The sequence below is a fragment of the Streptomyces sp. NPDC127129 genome, from assembly GCF_042671585.1.
Taxonomy (GTDB): domain Bacteria; phylum Actinomycetota; class Actinomycetes; order Streptomycetales; family Streptomycetaceae; genus Streptomyces.
Map to the genome: position 1 here is coordinate 148,642 of NZ_JBHXTV010000005.1, position 17,151 is coordinate 165,792.

General features: G+C 72.7%; 14 protein-coding genes and 1 tRNA gene. 14 read left to right on the top strand and 1 reads right to left on the bottom strand.

The window, feature by feature from the left end:
* The first annotated feature begins 159 nt into the window (after positions 1–159).
* From ACFVGW_RS11590 to ACFVGW_RS11635, 10 genes are all read left to right on the top strand, one after another.
* Positions 160–1,296, top strand: coding sequence for a TIGR03364 family FAD-dependent oxidoreductase (locus ACFVGW_RS11590; RefSeq protein WP_383223971.1), 1,137 nt, complete (start codon positions 160–162; stop codon positions 1,294–1,296).
* Between the two features lie 5 nt (positions 1,297–1,301).
* A complete protein-coding gene (locus ACFVGW_RS11595) occupies positions 1,302–1,994 on the top strand; it encodes a phosphonatase-like hydrolase (protein WP_385851812.1) in 693 nt (230 codons plus the stop codon).
* Between the two features lie 83 nt (positions 1,995–2,077).
* Positions 2,078–3,118 carry an ABC transporter ATP-binding protein gene (locus tag ACFVGW_RS11600; RefSeq protein ID WP_385851994.1) on the top strand — a complete coding sequence of 347 codons (1,041 nt, stop codon included), beginning with the start codon at positions 2,078–2,080 and terminating at the stop codon, positions 3,116–3,118.
* Between the two features lie 16 nt (positions 3,119–3,134).
* Complete coding sequence (locus tag ACFVGW_RS11605) at positions 3,135–4,016, top strand: 2-aminoethylphosphonate ABC transporter permease subunit (RefSeq protein ID WP_385851995.1); 882 nt, start codon at positions 3,135–3,137, stop codon at positions 4,014–4,016.
* Complete coding sequence (locus ACFVGW_RS11610) at positions 4,003–4,800, top strand: ABC transporter permease (RefSeq protein ID WP_385851813.1); 798 nt, start codon at positions 4,003–4,005, stop codon at positions 4,798–4,800. The genes ACFVGW_RS11605 and ACFVGW_RS11610 overlap by 14 nt, the downstream gene beginning before the upstream one ends.
* 23 nt (positions 4,801–4,823) lie before the next feature.
* Positions 4,824–5,891, top strand: coding sequence for a 2-aminoethylphosphonate ABC transporter substrate-binding protein (locus tag ACFVGW_RS11615; RefSeq protein ID WP_383223964.1), 1,068 nt, complete (start codon positions 4,824–4,826; stop codon positions 5,889–5,891).
* Positions 5,892–6,035: 144 nt separating this feature from the next.
* Entirely contained in the window at positions 6,036–7,607 is a 1,572-nt protein-coding gene (locus ACFVGW_RS11620; RefSeq protein WP_385851814.1) for an alkaline phosphatase family protein, read from the top strand.
* Between the two features lie 80 nt (positions 7,608–7,687).
* The gene (locus ACFVGW_RS11625) at positions 7,688–8,467 is read left to right on the top strand and encodes an HAD-IIA family hydrolase (protein ID WP_352187495.1); all 780 of its coding nucleotides are present in this window, start codon (positions 7,688–7,690) and stop codon (positions 8,465–8,467) included.
* Between the two features lie 96 nt (positions 8,468–8,563).
* Complete coding sequence (locus ACFVGW_RS11630; RefSeq protein WP_385851815.1) at positions 8,564–9,196, top strand: hypothetical protein; 633 nt, start codon at positions 8,564–8,566, stop codon at positions 9,194–9,196.
* Positions 9,197–9,233: 37 nt separating this feature from the next.
* Positions 9,234–9,884, top strand: a complete 651-nt coding sequence (locus ACFVGW_RS11635; RefSeq protein ID WP_385851996.1) for a class F sortase — start codon at positions 9,234–9,236, stop codon at positions 9,882–9,884.
* Between the two features lie 390 nt (positions 9,885–10,274).
* On the opposite strand, the gene ACFVGW_RS11640 is transcribed toward ACFVGW_RS11635, so the two are convergent.
* Positions 10,275–10,348 (bottom strand) — tRNA-Lys (locus ACFVGW_RS11640).
* A 182-nt stretch (positions 10,349–10,530) separates the two neighbouring features.
* On the opposite strand from ACFVGW_RS11640, the gene ACFVGW_RS11645 reads away from it, so the two are divergent.
* The 4 genes from ACFVGW_RS11645 to ACFVGW_RS11660 all read left to right on the top strand — a co-directional run bounded on the left by ACFVGW_RS11645 (position 10,531) and on the right by ACFVGW_RS11660 (position 17,062).
* A complete protein-coding gene (locus tag ACFVGW_RS11645) occupies positions 10,531–11,967 on the top strand; it encodes a peptidoglycan-binding protein (RefSeq protein WP_385851816.1) in 1,437 nt (478 codons plus the stop codon).
* 1,122 nt (positions 11,968–13,089) lie between these two features.
* Positions 13,090–14,547: an SPFH domain-containing protein gene (locus ACFVGW_RS11650; RefSeq protein WP_385851817.1), complete on the top strand. Its 1,458-nt coding sequence runs from the start codon at positions 13,090–13,092 to the stop codon at positions 14,545–14,547.
* A 186-nt stretch (positions 14,548–14,733) separates the two neighbouring features.
* Complete coding sequence (locus ACFVGW_RS11655; protein ID WP_385851818.1) at positions 14,734–15,324, top strand: lytic polysaccharide monooxygenase; 591 nt, start codon at positions 14,734–14,736, stop codon at positions 15,322–15,324.
* 25 nt (positions 15,325–15,349) lie between these two features.
* Entirely contained in the window at positions 15,350–17,062 is a 1,713-nt protein-coding gene (locus ACFVGW_RS11660) for an AMP-binding protein (protein ID WP_385851819.1), read from the top strand.
* Positions 17,063–17,151: the final 89 nt, after the last annotated feature.

The window sequence follows — 17,151 nt, forward strand, 5'->3', positions numbered from 1 at the left end:
CCGAGCTGGGCGACCTGAGCCGACCCTGAGCCGAGAAGGGCCCACCCCCACTGATGATAACGGGACGATAACGGGTCTAGGCCAACCTTGTCGCCCCGTTCACCGTCCCGTTGCCGCGCGGATCGCTCCGGGTCACGCACCGCCAGGACCGTGAACGGCATGAAGGTGATCGTCGTAGGAGCCGGCGTGGTGGGAACCATGCACGCCTGGCACGCAGTGGAACGCGGCCACGAGGTCGTACACATCGAGCGCGAGGCCGAGGCGCGCGGAGCCTCGCTCCGCAACTTCGGCCAGATATGGGTGAGCGGCCGCGCGGGCGGAGAGGAGCTGGACACCGCGCTGCGCGCCCGCGAACTCTGGGAGGGCATCGGCGCCCGCGTGCCCGAGCTCGGCTTCCGGGCCATCGGCTCGCTCACCCCCGTACGCAACGACCTGGAGCTGGCCGTCGCCGAGGCCGCCCTCGCCCGGCCCGACGCGGCCGCCCGCGGCTACAAGCTGCTCACCGCCGACGAGGCCCGCCAGGTCAACCCCGCGCTGCGCGGGGAGTTCCAGGCCGCCCTGTTCTGCGAGCGCGACGCGGCCGTCGAGCCGCGCACCGCCCAACTCGCCCTGCGCAAGGTCCTGCTGGCCTCCGGGAAGTACACCTTCCTGCCGAACCGCGAGGTCCGTGACGTCTCCGGCGCCGAGGGCATGGGCACGTGCGCGGTACGCGACGACCGCGGCGAGGTCCACACCGGCGACGCCGTCGTCCTCTGCACCGGCGCCGCGCTCAGCGGCCTCGTCCGCGAGATCGCCGGCGACATCCCGGTCCGCCGTGTGCGGCTGCAGATGATGCAGACCGACCCGCTCGGCGAGCCGCTGACCACCTCCGTGGCTGACGCCGACTCCTTCCGCTACTACCCGGCGTACCGGTCGGAGGCCCTGGACGCCCTCAACGCGGGCCAGGCGCAGGACCCGACCGCCGCCGCGCACAAGATGCAGCTCCTCATGGTGCAGCGCCTCGACGGCGGGCTGACCATCGGCGACACCCACGAGTACGAGCACCCCTTCGCCTTCGACACCCTCGAAGACCCCTACGAGCACCTCGTCCGCGTCGTCGAGTCCTTCCTCGGCCGCCCGCTGCCGAAGATCAGGCGCCGCTGGGCGGGCGTGTACGCGCAGTGCACCGACACCAGCCGGGTCGTGCACCGGCAGAAGGTCCGCGAGGGCGTGTGGCTGGTGACGGGACCCGGCGGACGCGGCATGACCTGCTCGCCCGCCGTCGCCGAGACGACCGCGAACGAACTGGGCTGGTGAACACCATGACCGAGAACCACACGTACAACCTCGTCGTACTGGACATGGCCGGGACCACCGTCGCTGACGGCGGCCTCGTCGAGCGGGCGTTCGGCGCCGCCGCCGAGCGCCTCGGCGAGGATCCGGCCACGATGATCGACTACGTCCGCGCCACCATGGGCGAGTCCAAGATCTCCGTCTTCCGGCACCTCTTCGGCGGTGACGAGACCCGCGCCCAGCAGGCCAACGTCGCCTTCGAGGAGGCGTACGGAGAGCTGGTCGCGGGCGGCCTGATCGCCCCGGTCCCCGGCGCGGCCGAGGCGATCGAGCGGCTGAAGGCGGAGGGCCGGACGGTCGTCCTGACCACCGGCTTCGCCCGGGTCACCCAGGACGCCATCCTGGACGCGCTCGGCTGGCGGGACCTGGTCGAGCTGACCCTCTGCCCGGCGGACGCGGGCGGGCGGGGGCGTCCGTACCCGGACATGGTCCTCGGCGCCTTCCTCCGTACGGGAGCCGTCGACGACGTCCGGCGGATCGCGGTCGCGGGCGACACCTCGTACGACATGCTCGGCGGGATCCGCTCGGGCGCCGGGATCGTGGCGGGCGTGCTGACCGGGGCGCACGACGAGGCCGCGCTCAAGGAGCACGGCGCCACCCATGTCCTCGCGTCGGTCGCGGAACTGCCGGCGGCGATGGCCCGGGCGGAGGGCGGCCGGTGACGGCGCCCGGCGCCGTCGTCGCGACGGGCACGCCCGGTACCGCCGGCCCGGTCGCCCCCGCTCCCACGGCCGCCCGCAGCGGTATCCGCTTCGACTCCGTCTCCGTCGCCTACGGCGGGAACACCGTCCTCGACTCCCTCGACCTGACCGTCGAGCCCGGCGAGGTCATGGCCCTCCTCGGGCCCTCCGGCTCCGGCAAGACCACCGCGCTGCGCGCCGTCGCCGGGTTCGTGCAGCCGGCCTCCGGCCGGGTGTTCATCGGCGACCGTGACGTCACCGGCCTTCCGCCGCACAAGCGGGGGATCGGCATGGTCGTCCAGCAGTACGCCCTCTTCCCGCACATGCGGGTCGAGGACAACGTGGCCTTCGGCCTGAAGGCGCAGAAGGCACCCAAGGCCGAGATCCCGGGGCGGGTCGCCGAGGCCCTGGAGATGACCGGGATGGCGGCCTACGCCAGGCGCTACCCGCGCGAGCTGTCCGGCGGCCAGCAGCAGCGCGTCGCGATCGCGCGGGCGCTCGCCATCCGCCCGAACGTCCTGCTCCTCGACGAGCCGCTGTCCGCGCTCGACGCGCAGCTGCGCTCCGGGATGCTCGCCGAACTGGCGCGGCTGCACCGGGAGTTGCCGGACGTCTCGATCCTGTACGTCACCCACGACCAGGTGGAGGCGCTGACCCTCGCCGACCGGATCGCCGTCATGGACAAGGCCCGGCTCCAGGACTGCGGCACGCCGCAGGACCTGTACCGCCGTCCTCGTACGGAGTTCACGGCGTCGTTCGTGGGCAACGCGAACCTGCTGCCGGTGACGGTGGCCGCGGGCGGGGTGACGTTCGGCGGCACCGAGCTGAAGGTCGCCACCGACGGCGTCGCCCCGGGAGCGGGAGCGACGCTCTGCGTACGGCCGCACCTCGTCGGCCTCGGCGAGGGCCCGAACGCACTGCGCGGGCGGATCGCGGAGGTGCAGTGGCGGGGGTCGACGCACCGCCTGTACGTCGACGTGGAGGGACACCGTGTGAAGGCGGACGTCCGCGAGCTGCGGGAGACGCCGGCGCTGGGGGACGAGGTGCTCCTCCACTTCGCGCCGGAGGACGGTGTGCTGCTGGGTGCGGGGGTGTCCGATGGGTGACCCGTCCGCACCGGTCATGACGGCCGAGCGGTCCCGTGGTGCGGCGTCCACCCTCCCCCGGACTGTGTCCGGGGGGACCCCCATCGCCCCTGCGCGACGTATGCCCACGACGGTCCTGTGGGCCCTGCCGCCCGTCGCCGTCCTGGCCCTCGTCTTCCTCTACCCGCTCGCCCTCGTCGTCCAGGAGTCCCTCGCTCCCGGCGCCTACGCCGACGTCTTCGGGTCCGAGGCCTTCCAGGAGGCGCTCGTCACCACCGTGTGGCTGGCCGTCGGCGCCACCGTCGGTTGTCTCGTCCTCGGGTTCGTGCTCGCGCTCGTCATCGCGTTCGTGCCGTTCCCCGGCGGGAAGGCGGTGTCGAAGTTCATCGACGTCTTCCTCTCCTTCCCGTCCTTCCTGATCACCCTCGCGCTCCTCTTCCTCTACGGCACGGTCGGCATGGCCAACGGTCTGTGGACGGACGTCACCGGCGCCGAGGCCGGGCCCTTCCAGTTCCTTACCACGCCCTGGGGGGTTCTCCTCGCCGAGATCACGTACTTCACGCCCTTCGTGATGCGTCCGCTCCTCGCCGCGTTCTCGCAGATGGAGACCGCGCAGCTGGAGGTCGCCTCCTCCCTGGGCGCGAAGCCGCTGCGGATCGTCCGGCAGGTGATCCTGCCCGAGGCGCTTCCCGCGCTCGCCGCCGGCGGAAGCCTCGTCCTGGTCATGTGCCTGAACGAGTTCGGGATCGTGCTCTTCACCGGCGCCAAGGGCGTCACGACCCTCCCGATGCTCGTGTACGGCAAGGCCATCCTCGAATCCGACTACGCCGCCGCCTGTGTCGTCGCCGTCGTCAACGTCGCGATCTCCGTGGGCCTCTACGGCCTCTACCGGGTGGTGGGCCGTCGTGTTGGTGCATAGCCGTACCGGGAAGTGGACGGCCTGGACCGTCTTCGCGGTCCTCTTCGTCCCGCTCTTCGCCCTCCCGCTCCTCGTGATCGTCGCAGCGTCGTTCTCCACGAACTGGTCCGGGGCCTTCCCCTCCGGGCCGACCGCCGAGCACTACACGGCCGCCGTGCGGGGCGAGTCGCTCCAGGCGCTGACCACCAGCCTGGTCACCGCCGTCACCGCCAGCCTGCTCGCGCTGACCGTCGGCACATGGGCGGCGCTCGCCGCCAACGCCCTGCGGAAGAACGGCCGCCGGTTCCTCGACGCGCTGTTCATGCTGCCGGTCGCCGTGCCCTCGGTCGTCGTCGGTCTGGCCGTCCTGGTCGCCTTCTCGCAGCCGCCCGTGCTGCTGAACGGCACGCGCTGGATCGTGATCCTGGCGCACACCGTCCTTGTCACGGCGTTCGCCTATCAGTCGGTCTCGGCGGCCATCCTCCGTCTCGACCCGATGTACGAGCAGGCGGCGGCCAGCCTCGGCGCCCGCCCCGCCTACGTTCTGCTCCGGGTCCGCCTGCCGCTCCTGCTGCCGTCGCTGAACGCGGCCGCGGGGCTCTGTTTCGCCCTCTCCATGGGCGAGTTGAGCGCCACGATGATGCTCTACCCGCCGGACTGGCTGCCGCTGCCGGTGCTGATCTTCACCGCCACCGACCGGGGCTCCCTCTTCACCGGCTCGGCGCTCGCCGTGGTCCTCATGGCCACAACCCTGCTCGTCCTGCTCGCCGTCTCCCGTGTCCGTACCAAGGCGTCCTACCGCTAATTCCCTCAGGAGAGAACGACGTTATGCGTACCTCGTCCACGTTCGTCAAGCCGATCGCCGCCGTCACCGGCAGCCTCGCCCTCGCCGCCACCCTCACCGCCTGCGGGGGTTCCTCCGCAGCCTCCGACGAGAAGGTCGTCACCGTCTACAGCGCGGACGGTCTGAAGGGGGAGAAGGGCGACGGCTGGTACGACAAGGTCTTCGCCGACTTCGAGAAGGAGACCGGCATCAAGGTCAAGTACGTCGAGGGCGGTTCGGGCGAGATGGTGCAGCGCGCCGTCCGCGAGAAGAGCAACACCCAGGCCGACGTCATCGTGACCCTCCCGCCCTTCATCCAGCAGGCCGACTCCAAGGGGCTTCTCCAGGCGTACACCCCGAAGGGCTCGGACCAGGTCGACGGCGCCGACAAGGCCGACGACGGCAAGTGGACCTCCGTCGTCAACAACTACTTCGGCTTCATCTACAACAAGCAGCAGCTGAAGGAGGCCCCCAGGACCTGGGAGGAGCTCCTCGACGGGAAGTACGAGAACAAGCTGCAGTACTCGACCCCCGGTGTCGCGGGCGACGGCACGGCCGTCGTCATCAAGGCGATGCACGACTTCGGCGGCCAGGAGCCGGCGATGGAGTACCTGAAGAAGCTCCAGGCCAACAACGTCGGCCCGTCCTCCTCCACCTCCAAGCTCGCCCCCAAGGTCGACAAGGGCGAGATACTCGTCGCCAACGGCGACGTCCAGATGAACTTCGCCCAGTCGAAGTCCATGCCGAACCTCGGCATCTGGTTCCCGGCCAAGGACGGCGCCAGGCCGACCACCTTCGCCCTGCCGTACGCCGCCGGCCTGGTCGCCGAGGCCCCGCACACCGAGAACGGCAAGAAGCTGCTCGACTTCATGCTCGGCGAGCAGGCCCAGCGTGAGGTCAGCTCGATCGGCGGCGGCTTCCCGGCCCGCAAGGACGTCAAGGCGACCGACGCCAACGCGATCGAGCTGGCCGAGCTGGTCGAGGGCGTCGAGATCTTCGAGCCCGACTGGGCCGACATCGACAAGAACCTGACCACGTACGTCGACGCCTGGAAGACGGCCACCGGAAGCTAACCGCGGGCTTCCAAGAGTTCACCGCACGGCCCTGGAATCCCTCCGCATGTAGCGGAAAGATAACGGGTACGGACCAACGCCCCCGAGGAATCGGGGGCGTTGGTGTGTCCTCGCCCCGTTTCTCCCTCTCCACGGAGGATCCAGATGCCGATCACCGGCATGTCCACGGACCAGTCCACCGGCGTCCCCCGCCGCACCGTGCTCGCCGCCGCAGGTGCCACCGCCGCCCTCGCCGCCGCGGGCACCGTCGCCGCAGCGCCGGCCGCCCACGCCGCCACCACCGCCGCCCCCACGCTCCCGAACGGCACCAGCAAGGACAAGGTGCTCGTCGTCGGCATGGACGGCCTGCGGTACGACCGGATCGACGCCGCGAACGCGCCGACGATGAAGTCCCTCATGGCGAACGGCACGTACGGCCTGTCGCTGCTCTACGCCAACCCGATGGCGGCCACGTCCTCCGGCCCCGGCTGGTCGACCATCTCCACCGGCGTCTGGCCCGACAAGCACGGCGTCAGGGACAACACCTTCACCGGCAAGAACTACGCCAAGTACCCGGGATTCCTCGCCCGGTTGAACCAGGTCCGCCCCGGTCTCTCGCTCTTCGCCGCCGTCGACTGGCCCGAGCTCGACACGCACGGCACGGTCACCCCGGGCGCCGATGCCAAGCTCGTGTACAACAACGACTACGCCGTCAACGACAAGATCATCACCGACATCACGGAGGACGTCCTCCGCAACCAGAACCCGGACGTCCTCTTCGTCTACTTCGGCGAGACCGACGAGATGGGCCACTCCTACGGCGCCGCCAGCCAGAAGTACCTCGACGCCATCGCCGTCCAGGACGGCTACCTCGGCCGCCTCCTCGCCGCGATCAAGGCCCGCCCCGCGTACGCCACCGAGCGCTGGACCGTCATCGTCACCACCGACCACGGCCACACCGACGGCGGCGGCCACGGCGGGTCCGCCATCGAGGAGCGGCGTACGTTCGTCCTCGCCCAGGGCCCCGGCATCGCGGCCGGCGCCCGTCCCATCGACACCCGTCTCGTGGACGTCGCCGCGACCGTCTTCCACCAGCTCGGCATCGTCCCCGACGCCTCCTGGGGCCTGGACGGCAAGCCGGTCCAGCAGCGCTCCACCGACCCCTTCGACGCGCTGCACTCCTCGCTCGGCGGCCGCGTGGACGAGTCCGGCATCCCCGCCGGCGTGCTCGGCTTCACCCGCACCGCGCCCAGCGGCTGGTCCGTGATCAACAACGCCATGGGCACCGGCGGCATGACGGAGTGGCGCGGGTGGTCCTTCGCGACGGACGAGTTCTGGTCCCGCACCCAACGCGACCAGTCCCGTGAGCTGAACGTCCGCGCCCGGGGCGTCTTCGCCGTCGCCGACTCCGACGAGTGGTCCGACAAGTCGTTCTCCGGTACGTACGACTCGACACTGGTCACCCCCGCGTACAACGTCTCCGGCAAGACGCGGGCGACCCTCGACTTCACCACCTTCTACCGCCAGGAGGGCAGCCAGACCGCCCAGGTCCAGGCCGTCTTCAACGGCGGTGCGCCGACGGTCGTCAAGAACTACACCGCCGACGTGATCTCCCAGCCCCAGTCGCTCACCGTGAACGTCCCCGCGGGGGCGTCCAGCGTGAGCTTCCGCTTCCGCTACACCGGGTCCAACAACTGGTACTGGGTGATCGACGGGGTCAAGGTCAGCACTTCCTGATTAGGCTGGGGGCGTCGCCACAGCGCCGTCGCGTCGCCCCCAGCACACCGCACTTCTTGTACGGCAGGAGTCCCGCACCCATGGCAGAGCGCAAGCCGATCGAATCCTGGCTCACGGACATGGACGGAGTCCTCATCCACGAGGGCGTCCCGATCCCCGGCGCCGACGCGTTCATCACGAAGCTGCGGGACACCGGCAAGCCGTTCCTGGTCCTCACGAACAACTCGATCTACACCGCCCGCGACCTGCACGCGCGCCTCGCCCGCATGGGCCTCCAGGTGCCGGTCGAGAACATCTGGACCTCGGCGCTCGCCACCGCCAAGTTCCTCGACGACCAGCGCCCCGGCGGCACCGCCTACGTCATCGGCGAGGCGGGCCTGACCACCGCGCTGCACGACATCGGCTACGTCCTCACCGACCACGACCCGGACTACGTGGTCCTCGGCGAGACCCGGACGTACTCCTTCGAGGCCATGACCAAGGCCGTCCGGCTCATCAACGCCGGCGCCCGCTTCATCTGCACCAACCCCGACGAGACGGGCCCCTCCCTGGAGGGCCCGCTGCCGGCCACCGGTTCCGTCGCCGCGCTGATCACCAAGGCCACCGGCAAGGACCCGTACTTCGCGGGCAAGCCGAACCCGCTGATGATGCGCACCGGCCTGAACGCCATCGGTGCCCACTCCGAGACGAGCGCCATGATCGGCGACCGGATGGACACCGACATCCTGGCCGGCCTCGAAGCGGGCATGCAGACGTTCCTGGTCCTCACCGGTCTGACGACGCAGGCGGAGATCGACCGCTTCCCGTTCCGCCCGTCCAAGATCGTCAAGTCGATCGCCGACCTCGTGGACCGGGTGTAGCGGCTCCGCAGGGGGCCCGGTCGGACGCCCGACCGGACCCCCTGCGGATGCGAGAGCGGGCGAAACGGGTGACCCTGCCAGTATCAGGAGGTCACGATGCGTTCAGGTCCCATTGCTCTCCGTGCCGCAGGGGCGGCCGCCATCCTGGTGCTGGCGCCGACGGCCGGTACCGCCTTCGCCGGGGACGGCGTCAAGGCCACGGTCCACCCGGCCACGGCCAAGCCCGGCGCCGATGTGGAGGTCCGCGTCCAGGGCTGCAAGGGCACCACCGGCGCCGCCTCGTCGAAGGCGTTCGTCGCGGCCGCCGACCTCACCGGCGCCTACGGAGGCGGCCACGGCCTCTCCGGCGACACCACGATCAGGTCGGGGCTGGCGAGCGGTACGTACAAGGTCAGCGTGACCTGCGACGGCCGCGAGCACCGTGACGTCGGCGTGGTCCACGTCGAGAAGCACAAGCCGCAGCCGACGCATCGACCCACCCACGAGCCCACGTACGAGCCGACGCACGAGCCCACGCATCACTCCACCCCGTACGCCCCGGTGCGGGCCGGGGGCGGCGGCGCGGCCCTCGCGGTCCCGGCCGTACCCCCCGTGGCGCCGGGTGTCGCCCAGACCACCAGCGAGAACGGGCTCGGCACGCCGTACACCCTGGTCGGCCTGGGGCTGGCCGCGATCGCCTCGGTGGCCGTCGCCGTCCGCAGCGCGCGCCGGCGCGGGGCGGGCGACTGAGGTGTCCACCGGGTCCGCCGGGTCCGGCAGTGGGCGGATGCTGACCGGGGCGACCTGGGCGGTCCTCCTCCTCGGGCTCTGGCTCTGGGGCCGGGAGATCACGGACGGACCGGGCGGCACCTCCGCCCCCACGACGGGCGACATAGCCGCGGTCGGCCGTCCGGCCGGTGCGGCCCTGCCCCCGGCGCACGCGCCCATCGAGCCCGCGGAGCCGCGCCGGGTCGAGATTCCGTCGCTCGGGATCGCGGCGCCGGTGGTCGGGCGCGGCCTGGACGGTACGGGGGCGGTCGACCCGCCGCCGTACGAGATGCCCGAGTCGGTCGGCTGGTTCCGTACGGGCACCCGGCCCGGAGCGGAGGGCGCGGCGCTCTTCGTCGGCCACGTCGACACCCAGACCAGACCCGCCGTCTTCTACGGGCTGAGCGCCGCCCGCCCGGGCGCCACGGTCAGGGTGACCCGCGCCGACGGCTCGGTCGCCGAGTTCACCGTGGACGACGTGCGGGTCTTTCCCCGGGAGGGCTTCGACGCGCGGAAGGTGTACGGGCAGCGGGAGGACGGCCGGGCGGAGCTGCGCCTGATCACCTGCGGCGGGACCTTCGACCGCGAGTCCGGTGCGTACACGGCGAACGTCGTCGTCTCCGCGTACCTCACGGGGGCGACGCGGGCGGCGGGGGCGAGCGGGGCGTGACCGCCGGGGCGTGAGGGACGGGGTGTGAGGGACGGCCGGGGGAGGAGGCGGCCCGGGCCCGGCCGGCGGGCATCTGATCGTCGGGTCCATCTGGCGGACCACGCGCCCGGCGGCCGGGCCGGTCCTCGACCGCGGGCGCACGGGCTGCGGGAGAAGCCCGGCGCCGCCGCGGGAGGTTCGGATTCCGCAACTCTAGAACGGGCGCCCGCCGCGGGGGCGGACAACCTCCGGGACGCCTTGAGATCGGCCGGTTCCGTACGGTCCGAAGACACGTGCGCACGGTTCAACCCGGCGTCCGCGGCAAGCGGTTGAGGGGCGGGGAGTACGGGGGGAGCGCACGGCAAACGATCAAGGCCCCCTCACCGGTGGTGAGGGGGCCTTGACTCTGCGTGCGCCGCCAGGGACTCGAACCCCGGACCCGCTGATTAAGAGTCAGCTGCTCTAACCAACTGAGCTAGCGGCGCCTGCTGACCTGCGTAACTCTACCCGACGTCCGAGAGTGCTCCCGACCATTACCGGTTCTTCCGGCCTGTCGGATGGTCGTATCGGGCCTTCGATCCGTCAAAATGTGATATGTCCGGACAGTTGAGACACTGGCGCCCGTGCACCACGCCAGAAGATCTTGACGAGTGTGGAGGGGATTCGCATGAGTGTGCCGGTCTTCGAGGAGTACGAGCCCGCGGCCGACTGCGGCTGCGCGGGCTGCGCCCGGCAGCGGCGCGATCTCGCCCTTGGCCTGCCCGTCCGGGCGGGCGGTCATCCGGCGGCGCACGGGGCGCGCCGCGCGCTGGTCATGGTGACCGCGGCGGGAGTGGTCCTCGGTGGCGGGGGAGCGAGCGCGCTGGCCCGCCAGCCGGGCTCCACGACGCCCGTCACTCCGGCGGACGCGACGGCGGGCGCGACGGCGGCTGAGGCGACGGCGGCGGTGGACGCGGCGGCGGTGGCGGGGGGAGTCGCCGCGCCCGGGCCCGACACGCCTCAGGGCAGCGCCGGGCCCCTGCACGGAGCGGCCGGCCCGGGTCCGCAGCAGCCTTCGCCCGCCGCGACCCCGACGACCAGTCAGGTCTCCGTCCAGTCCCTGCGGAAGACCACCCGCACAGAGATCGTCAACCGCGCCAAGCGGTGGGTGAACGCCCAGGTCCCGTACTCGATGGAGCGGTACTGGTCCGACGGCTACCGCCAGGACTGCTCGGGCTACGTCTCGATGGTGTGGAACCTGCGCGCCAACGAGTGGACCGGCAGCCTGGACCGCTTCGGGGACCGGATCGACCGGGCCGACCTCCAGGCCGGCGACATCCTGCTCTTCCACAACCCGGCCAATCCGACGAAGGGCTCCCACGTCACGGTCTTCGGAGGCTGGACGGACTACACGCACACGTCGTACATCGCGTACGAACAGACCAAGCCGCGCACGAGGCGGCAGGCGACGCCGCTGGCGTACTGGAAGAACTCGGCCCGGTACGTGGCCTACCGCTACAAGGGCGTGGTCGGCGGCGGCAGCGGCGGTGGGGGTGCCGTCGGGGGCGGCGGTGCCGCCGGCCCGGCCGCGACGGCGACGGCGTACCCGGGCTCGGAGATGTTCGGCCCCGGCGCGAACAACGCGCACGTCACCCGGCTCGGACAGCTGCTCGTGCAGCGCGGTGGCAAGCAGTACTACCGCCAGGGCCCGGGCCCGCGCTGGAGCGAGGCGGACCGTCTGGCGACGGCGGCGTTCCAGCGGTCGCAGGGGTGGCAGGGCAAGGAGGCGGACGGGATGCCCGGGCCGCACACCTGGCGCCTGCTGGTGGCGGGCACGGGGCGCAGCATCGGCGGTTCGAGTGGTTCGGGGGGTCCGAGCGCGAATGCGGCGGGGTTCCCCGGGCGTGGCTACTTCCGTCCGGGCCAATCCAACGCATATGTGGAGAAGCTGGGCAAACAGCTGGTGAAGCGGGGCTACGGCAAGCACTACCTGTCGGGTCCCGGTCCGCGCTGGAGCGAGGCGGACCGTCGCAATGTCGAGGCGTTCCAGCGGGCACAGGGATGGCGCGGCGGCGCGGCCGACGGCTACCCGGGCCCGGAGACCTGGCGGCGCTTGTTCCGATGACCCCGAGAACATGAGGTGGACCCCATGACCGCATCGACGCCACACCCCGACTCGGGCGCGGCGGCCAGCCGTGACGCGGCCCGCACGGCCCGCCGTCTGACGGCGGAGCCGCGCGGCCCGAGACCGTCGGCCCCTGCGCCGGAGCCGACGGGCGAGGCCGGCGCGGCATCGGAGACTTCCACCCCGTCCGCGCCGCCGCCTTCGGCCACCTCGTCCCCGGAGGGCCCGGCCCCGGCCGCGGCCGCCGGGGGCCCGACTGCGGCCGAGGCTTCGGTCCCGGATGCCGGAGGCCCGACTGCCGCGGACGCTTCGGTCCCGGCCGCCGAGGGCTCGACTGCTCCTGAGGCTTCGTCCCCGGAGGGCCGGGTCGGGTTGGAGGTTTCGGCCCCGGTCGCCGGACGGCCGGCGACGCCGGGCCCGGAGCCGCTGGGCGCTTCGGCCCCGGTCGCCGGAGCGCCGGCCCCGGAGGCCCCGGTTGCTTCGGGCGGTTCGGCCCCGGTCGCCGGGGGGCCGGGGCCCCAGGTGCCGGTTGCGCCGGGTGCTTCGGCACCGGCGGCCGCGACCAGGGCGGCAGCGTCGGTGACGGAACCGGGTCCCTCGGCCGACCGGGGCGCGGGCACCCCGGAAGCCGAGCAGGCGGAGCCGAAGGGGCCGGGTCTTCCCGCGGCAGCGGATCCCGCCGGCCCGTCCAGCGCCCCAGAGGGCCACGCCGCGAAAGCTTCTGAGGGAGCGTCGGCGGAACCGGTTGCCACCGGTGGCCTGCCTCACGCCGTGAACGGCTCCACCCCCGGCGCGGCTGCGACCGCGGAGCCGCGCACGGCGGCGACGCCGGATGCGGCGACGGGTGCGGCGACGGGTGCGGTCGGTGCGCCCAGCACCCCGGCGCCCGCTCGCCCGGTGGGGGATGCGGCCGCCGTTCCCGGTGGTCAGTCGGCTTCCCCGGGCGCTGTCGCCGCCACGCCCTCCGCCGCGCGCCCGGCGGCCGACGCTTCCGGCGCCCCGGCCGCTGCCGCGACCGGCGCCCGTACGCCGGGAACCTCCGGGCCCGAGCTTCCTGCCGGCCCTGGGGCTGTCCGTACGGCCTCCGTCGCCGGCCCTGCGGCGTCCGGGGCCCGTACGCCCGTGGGTGCGACGAGCCTTACCGCCGCCCGCCAGGCGGCCGATGCGCCCAGCGCTCCGGCCGACTCCGCGAACGGCGCCCCTACTCCCGGCGATCCCGCCGCCGGCCTCGGCGCCAAGAAGCCCGACGCCGTGGGCGCTCCCGCCGCCGGCGCCAGGAAGCCCGACGCCTCCGGCGCCGCCCCTGAGGTCGACGCCAAGAAGCCCGACGCCTCCGCCGTCGGCGCCAACGACTCCGACACGTCGCCGCGCCGTCCCGGCGCGGCGCGGTTCGATCCTCGGCGGATCGTTCACGGGGACGTCGGGGTCGTCGCCGTGCCTGTAGTCGCCGAGCCTCACGTGGCCGTGCGGCACGGGGGGCGGCGGAAGAACGTGATCGGGGCGGAGACCACCGGCTCCATCCCCGTACACCTGCTCTTCCGGAAGGAGCCCGACGCCGACGACGACGGCGGGCCCGCCACCGTCGCCATGGCCGCCCCCGTCCCCGCACCCGTTCCCAAGGCCGTCATCCCCGCCCCCTCCCGCCCCGAGCCCTCCCGCCCCGCCCCCACCGCCGACCCCAAGCTCGTCGAGCGGGACGGGGCCGTGCTGCCCGGGTGGACCGGGGTCGTCGCCGGGGCGCTCGCGCTCATCGGGTGCGCCGCCGTCCTGTGGTGGGTCGGCGCCGTGCCCGACCAGCTCACGCGCATGCTCCGGCTGCCCCCGCGTCCGTACCACGGCATCCACCTCGGCCAGTGGGCGCTCCTCGCCCTCGGGGTCCTGCTCACCCTCTTCTCCCTCGGCGGTCTCGGCCGCGGCCGCGTCGGCTACGCCTGGGTCCTCACCCTCTTCGGCGACTACCGGGGCACCGTCCGCCGTACCGGCCTCGTCTGGGTCAGCCCGCTCCTCCTGCGCCGCCGCGTGGACATCCGGCTGCGCCACTGGCGCAGCGAGCCGCTCTCCGCGGTCGACGCCAAGGGCACCGCGCTCCGGGTCGTCGTCCTCGTCGTCTGGCGCATCCGCGACACCGTCCGCGCCGCGCTCGGCGTCGACGGCCATGAGGACTACCTGCGCGAGCAGGTCGAGGCGGCGATGGCCCGCGTCCTGTCCCAGCTCCCGGCCGACGCCTTCCACGAGGACGCCCCGACCCTGCGCGACGCGGAGGCCGTCGGCGAGGCGCTGACCCGGATGCTCTCCGCGGAGTGCGCCCCGGTGGGGATCGACGTGTTCTCGGCGCAGCCGACCCGTATCGAGTACGCCCCCGAGATCGCGGCGGCGATGCAGCGCCGCCGGATCGCCGCCATCGATGCCAAGCACCGTGACAGCGTGCTGACCTCCGTCGTGGACGCCGTGGACGACGTGGTCCACCGGCTGACCACGCGTGGTCTCGTCGAGCTGGACGACTACGAGCGCAAGTCGCTGGTCAAGGACCTGACGGTGGCGTTCTACACCGGCCGCACCGGGCCCGTGGAAGGCGCGTGACGGGGTTCGTGACCGGTATGGACATGCTCAACTTCCGTCAATACCTTGGTACTTGGTCTAGACCGGAATAGGCACTACCGCACAAGCGCAAGCGCACCAGCACCAGCACCAGCACCAGCACCACAGCACCACCCGCACGCGTGCAGCACGGCTCGGAACTCCCCCACGTTCACCAGGAGCGACAGCATGCGCAAAAAGATAGGCGTGGCGGCGGTGGCGCTCGGCGTCGCCGGCGCCTCCCTCTTCGCCACCGGCAGCGCCGGCAGCCACGGGTACACCGACTCCCCGATCAGTCGTCAGAAGCTCTGCGCCAACGGCACCGTGACCAACTGCGGCAGCATCCAGTGGGAGCCGCAGTCGGTCGAGGGCCTCAAGGGCTTCCCGTCCGCCGGACCCGCCGACGGCACGATCTGTGCCGGCGGGAACTCGCGGTTCTCCCAGCTCGACGACCCCCGGGGCGGCGCCTGGCCCACCACGCGGCTCACCGCGGGCCAGAGCCACACCTTCCGCTGGCAGTTCACCGCCCGCCACAGCACCACCGACTTCAAGTACTACATCACCAAGAACGGCTGGAACGGCAGCCAGAAGCTCACCAGGGCGGCGCTCGATCCCCAGCCGTTCCTGACCGTCCCCTACAACAACGCACAGCCCCCGGCCACGCTCTCGCACTCCGGGACCATCCCGGCGGGCAAGTCCGGACGGCATCTCATCCTCGCGGTCTGGACGATCGCGGACACCGGGAACGCGTTCTACGCGTGCTCGGATGTTCAGTTCTGACGTAGCGTCAGTTACCGTCCGGTGCATGACCGAACCCACCGTGGCGGAGCTCGTGCGTCGGCAATGGGGCGACCACAGGGTCGGGCTGAGGACGGAGGACACGGTCCTCACCCATCACCAGGTCGCCGCCCAAGCCGCCGCACGGGCGGCGCTCCTCGTCGATCTGCTGCCCCGGGGTGCCGAGCCGCACCTCGGGGTACTGCTCGACAACACGCCGGAATTCCCGCTCTGGCTGAGCGCGGCGGCCCTCGCCGGGGCCGCCGTCGCCGGCATCAACCCCACCCGGCGCGGCGCCGAACTGGCCCGCGACATCGTTCACACCGACTGCCGCGTCCTGGTCACCCAGCGCGCGTACCTTCCCCTGCTCGACGGCCTTCCCCTGCCGGGCGTACGCGTCCTGGTGACCGACACGGACGCCTACCGGGAGCTGCTGACCCCCTTCAAGGGTGCCAAGCCGGGAGAGGTCACCGTCCGCCCCGTGCGCCCCGACAGCCGGATGCTGCTCTACTTCACCTCCGGCTCGACGGGCGCGCCCAAGGCGGCGATCTGCAGCCAGGGCCGGCTCGCCGCCGCCGGGCGTTCGCTCGTCGACCACTTCGGCGTGCAGCCCGAGGACGTCCACTACGTCTGCATGCCGATGTTCCACGGCAACGCGGTCATCGCGGACTGGGCGCCGGCGCTCGCGGCCGGGGCGGGCGTGGCGCTGCGGGACCGGTTCTCCGCCTCCCGTTTCCTGCCGGACGTACGGGAGTTCGGCGCGACCTACTTCACGTACGTCGGCCGGGCGGTCCAGTACCTGCTGGCCACGCCGCCGCGTCCGGACGACCGCGAGCACCGGCTGCGGCTCGGCTTCGGTACGGAGGCGGGGGCCGTGGACGCGGCCCGCTTCGAGGCACGGTTCGGGGCCCGGCTCGTCGAGGGCTACGGCTCCTCGGAGGGCGGCGCGGCGATCCAGCGGACCCCGGACACCCCGACCGGAGCCATCGGGCGGGCGGCGCCGGGGGACGACCTGGCGGTGGTGGACCCGGCGACGGGCGAGGAGTGCGCGCCCGCCGTCCTCTCGCCCGACGGCCGGCTCCTCAACGCCTCCGCGGCGATCGGCGAACTCGTCAACCGCGGCCGGAACCCCTTCGAGGGCTACTGGCGCAACCCCGAGGCGGACGCCGCCCGGACGCGCGGAGGCTGGTTCTGGACCGGCGACCTCTTCTACCGGACGGCCGACGGCTTCCTCTGGTTCGCGGGGCGCGACGACGACCGGCTGCGCGTCGACAGCGAGAACCTCGCGGCGGCGGTGATCGAGCAGATCCTGTCCCGCTGGGAGCGCGCCGCCGGTGTCGCCGTGTACGCGATACCCGACCCGGTCGCGGGCGACCAGGTGATGACGGCGATCGCCCTGCGCGAGGACCCCTCCGGGTGCGCCGACTTCGACCCGGTCGCGTTCGACGCGTTCCTCGCCGCCCAGCCGGACCTGGGCACCAAGATGCCCCCGCGGTTCGTACGTGTCGTCCCGAGGCTTCCGCTGACCGCCACCAACAAGATCCACCGCGTGGCCCTGCGCCGGGACTCCTTCCTCTGCGAGGACCCGGTCTGGTGGCGCCCGGCGCAGGGGAGCCCCTACGAGCCCCTGACCCCGGACGCCCTCGCCGGACTGCGGTCCCTCTACGCCGCCCACGACCGCTCGCCCCGAGGCCCGGGCGCCGCGGAAGGGCCGGCCCAGGACCAGGCCCCCGCGGGGTAGGACCAGGCCCCCGCGCCGTACGGGGGTAGGGCCAGGCCTACCCCCGTACACCCACCAGACCGATGGCCCCGCCCGGCGACCGCCCCCTA

Bases quoted from the DNA above. Each gene is read 5' to 3' on its own strand.
- ACFVGW_RS11590 (WP_383223971.1), top strand. From the start codon at position 160: ATGAAGGTGATCGTCGTAGGAGCCGGCGTGGTGGGAACCATGCACGCC.
- ACFVGW_RS11595 (WP_385851812.1), top strand. From the start codon at position 1,302: ATGACCGAGAACCACACGTACAACCTCGTCGTACTGGACATGGCCGGG.
- ACFVGW_RS11605 (WP_385851995.1), top strand. From the start codon at position 3,135: ATGACGGCCGAGCGGTCCCGTGGTGCGGCGTCCACCCTCCCCCGGACT.
- ACFVGW_RS11615 (WP_383223964.1), top strand. From the start codon at position 4,824: ATGCGTACCTCGTCCACGTTCGTCAAGCCGATCGCCGCCGTCACCGGC.
- ACFVGW_RS11620 (WP_385851814.1), top strand. From the start codon at position 6,036: ATGCCGATCACCGGCATGTCCACGGACCAGTCCACCGGCGTCCCCCGC.
- ACFVGW_RS11625 (WP_352187495.1), top strand. From the start codon at position 7,688: ATGGCAGAGCGCAAGCCGATCGAATCCTGGCTCACGGACATGGACGGA.
- ACFVGW_RS11630 (WP_385851815.1), top strand. From the start codon at position 8,564: ATGCGTTCAGGTCCCATTGCTCTCCGTGCCGCAGGGGCGGCCGCCATC.
- ACFVGW_RS11635 (WP_385851996.1), top strand. From the start codon at position 9,234: ATGCTGACCGGGGCGACCTGGGCGGTCCTCCTCCTCGGGCTCTGGCTC.
- ACFVGW_RS11645 (WP_385851816.1), top strand. From the start codon at position 10,531: ATGAGTGTGCCGGTCTTCGAGGAGTACGAGCCCGCGGCCGACTGCGGC.
- ACFVGW_RS11655 (WP_385851818.1), top strand. From the start codon at position 14,734: ATGCGCAAAAAGATAGGCGTGGCGGCGGTGGCGCTCGGCGTCGCCGGC.
- ACFVGW_RS11660 (WP_385851819.1), top strand. From the start codon at position 15,350: ATGACCGAACCCACCGTGGCGGAGCTCGTGCGTCGGCAATGGGGCGAC.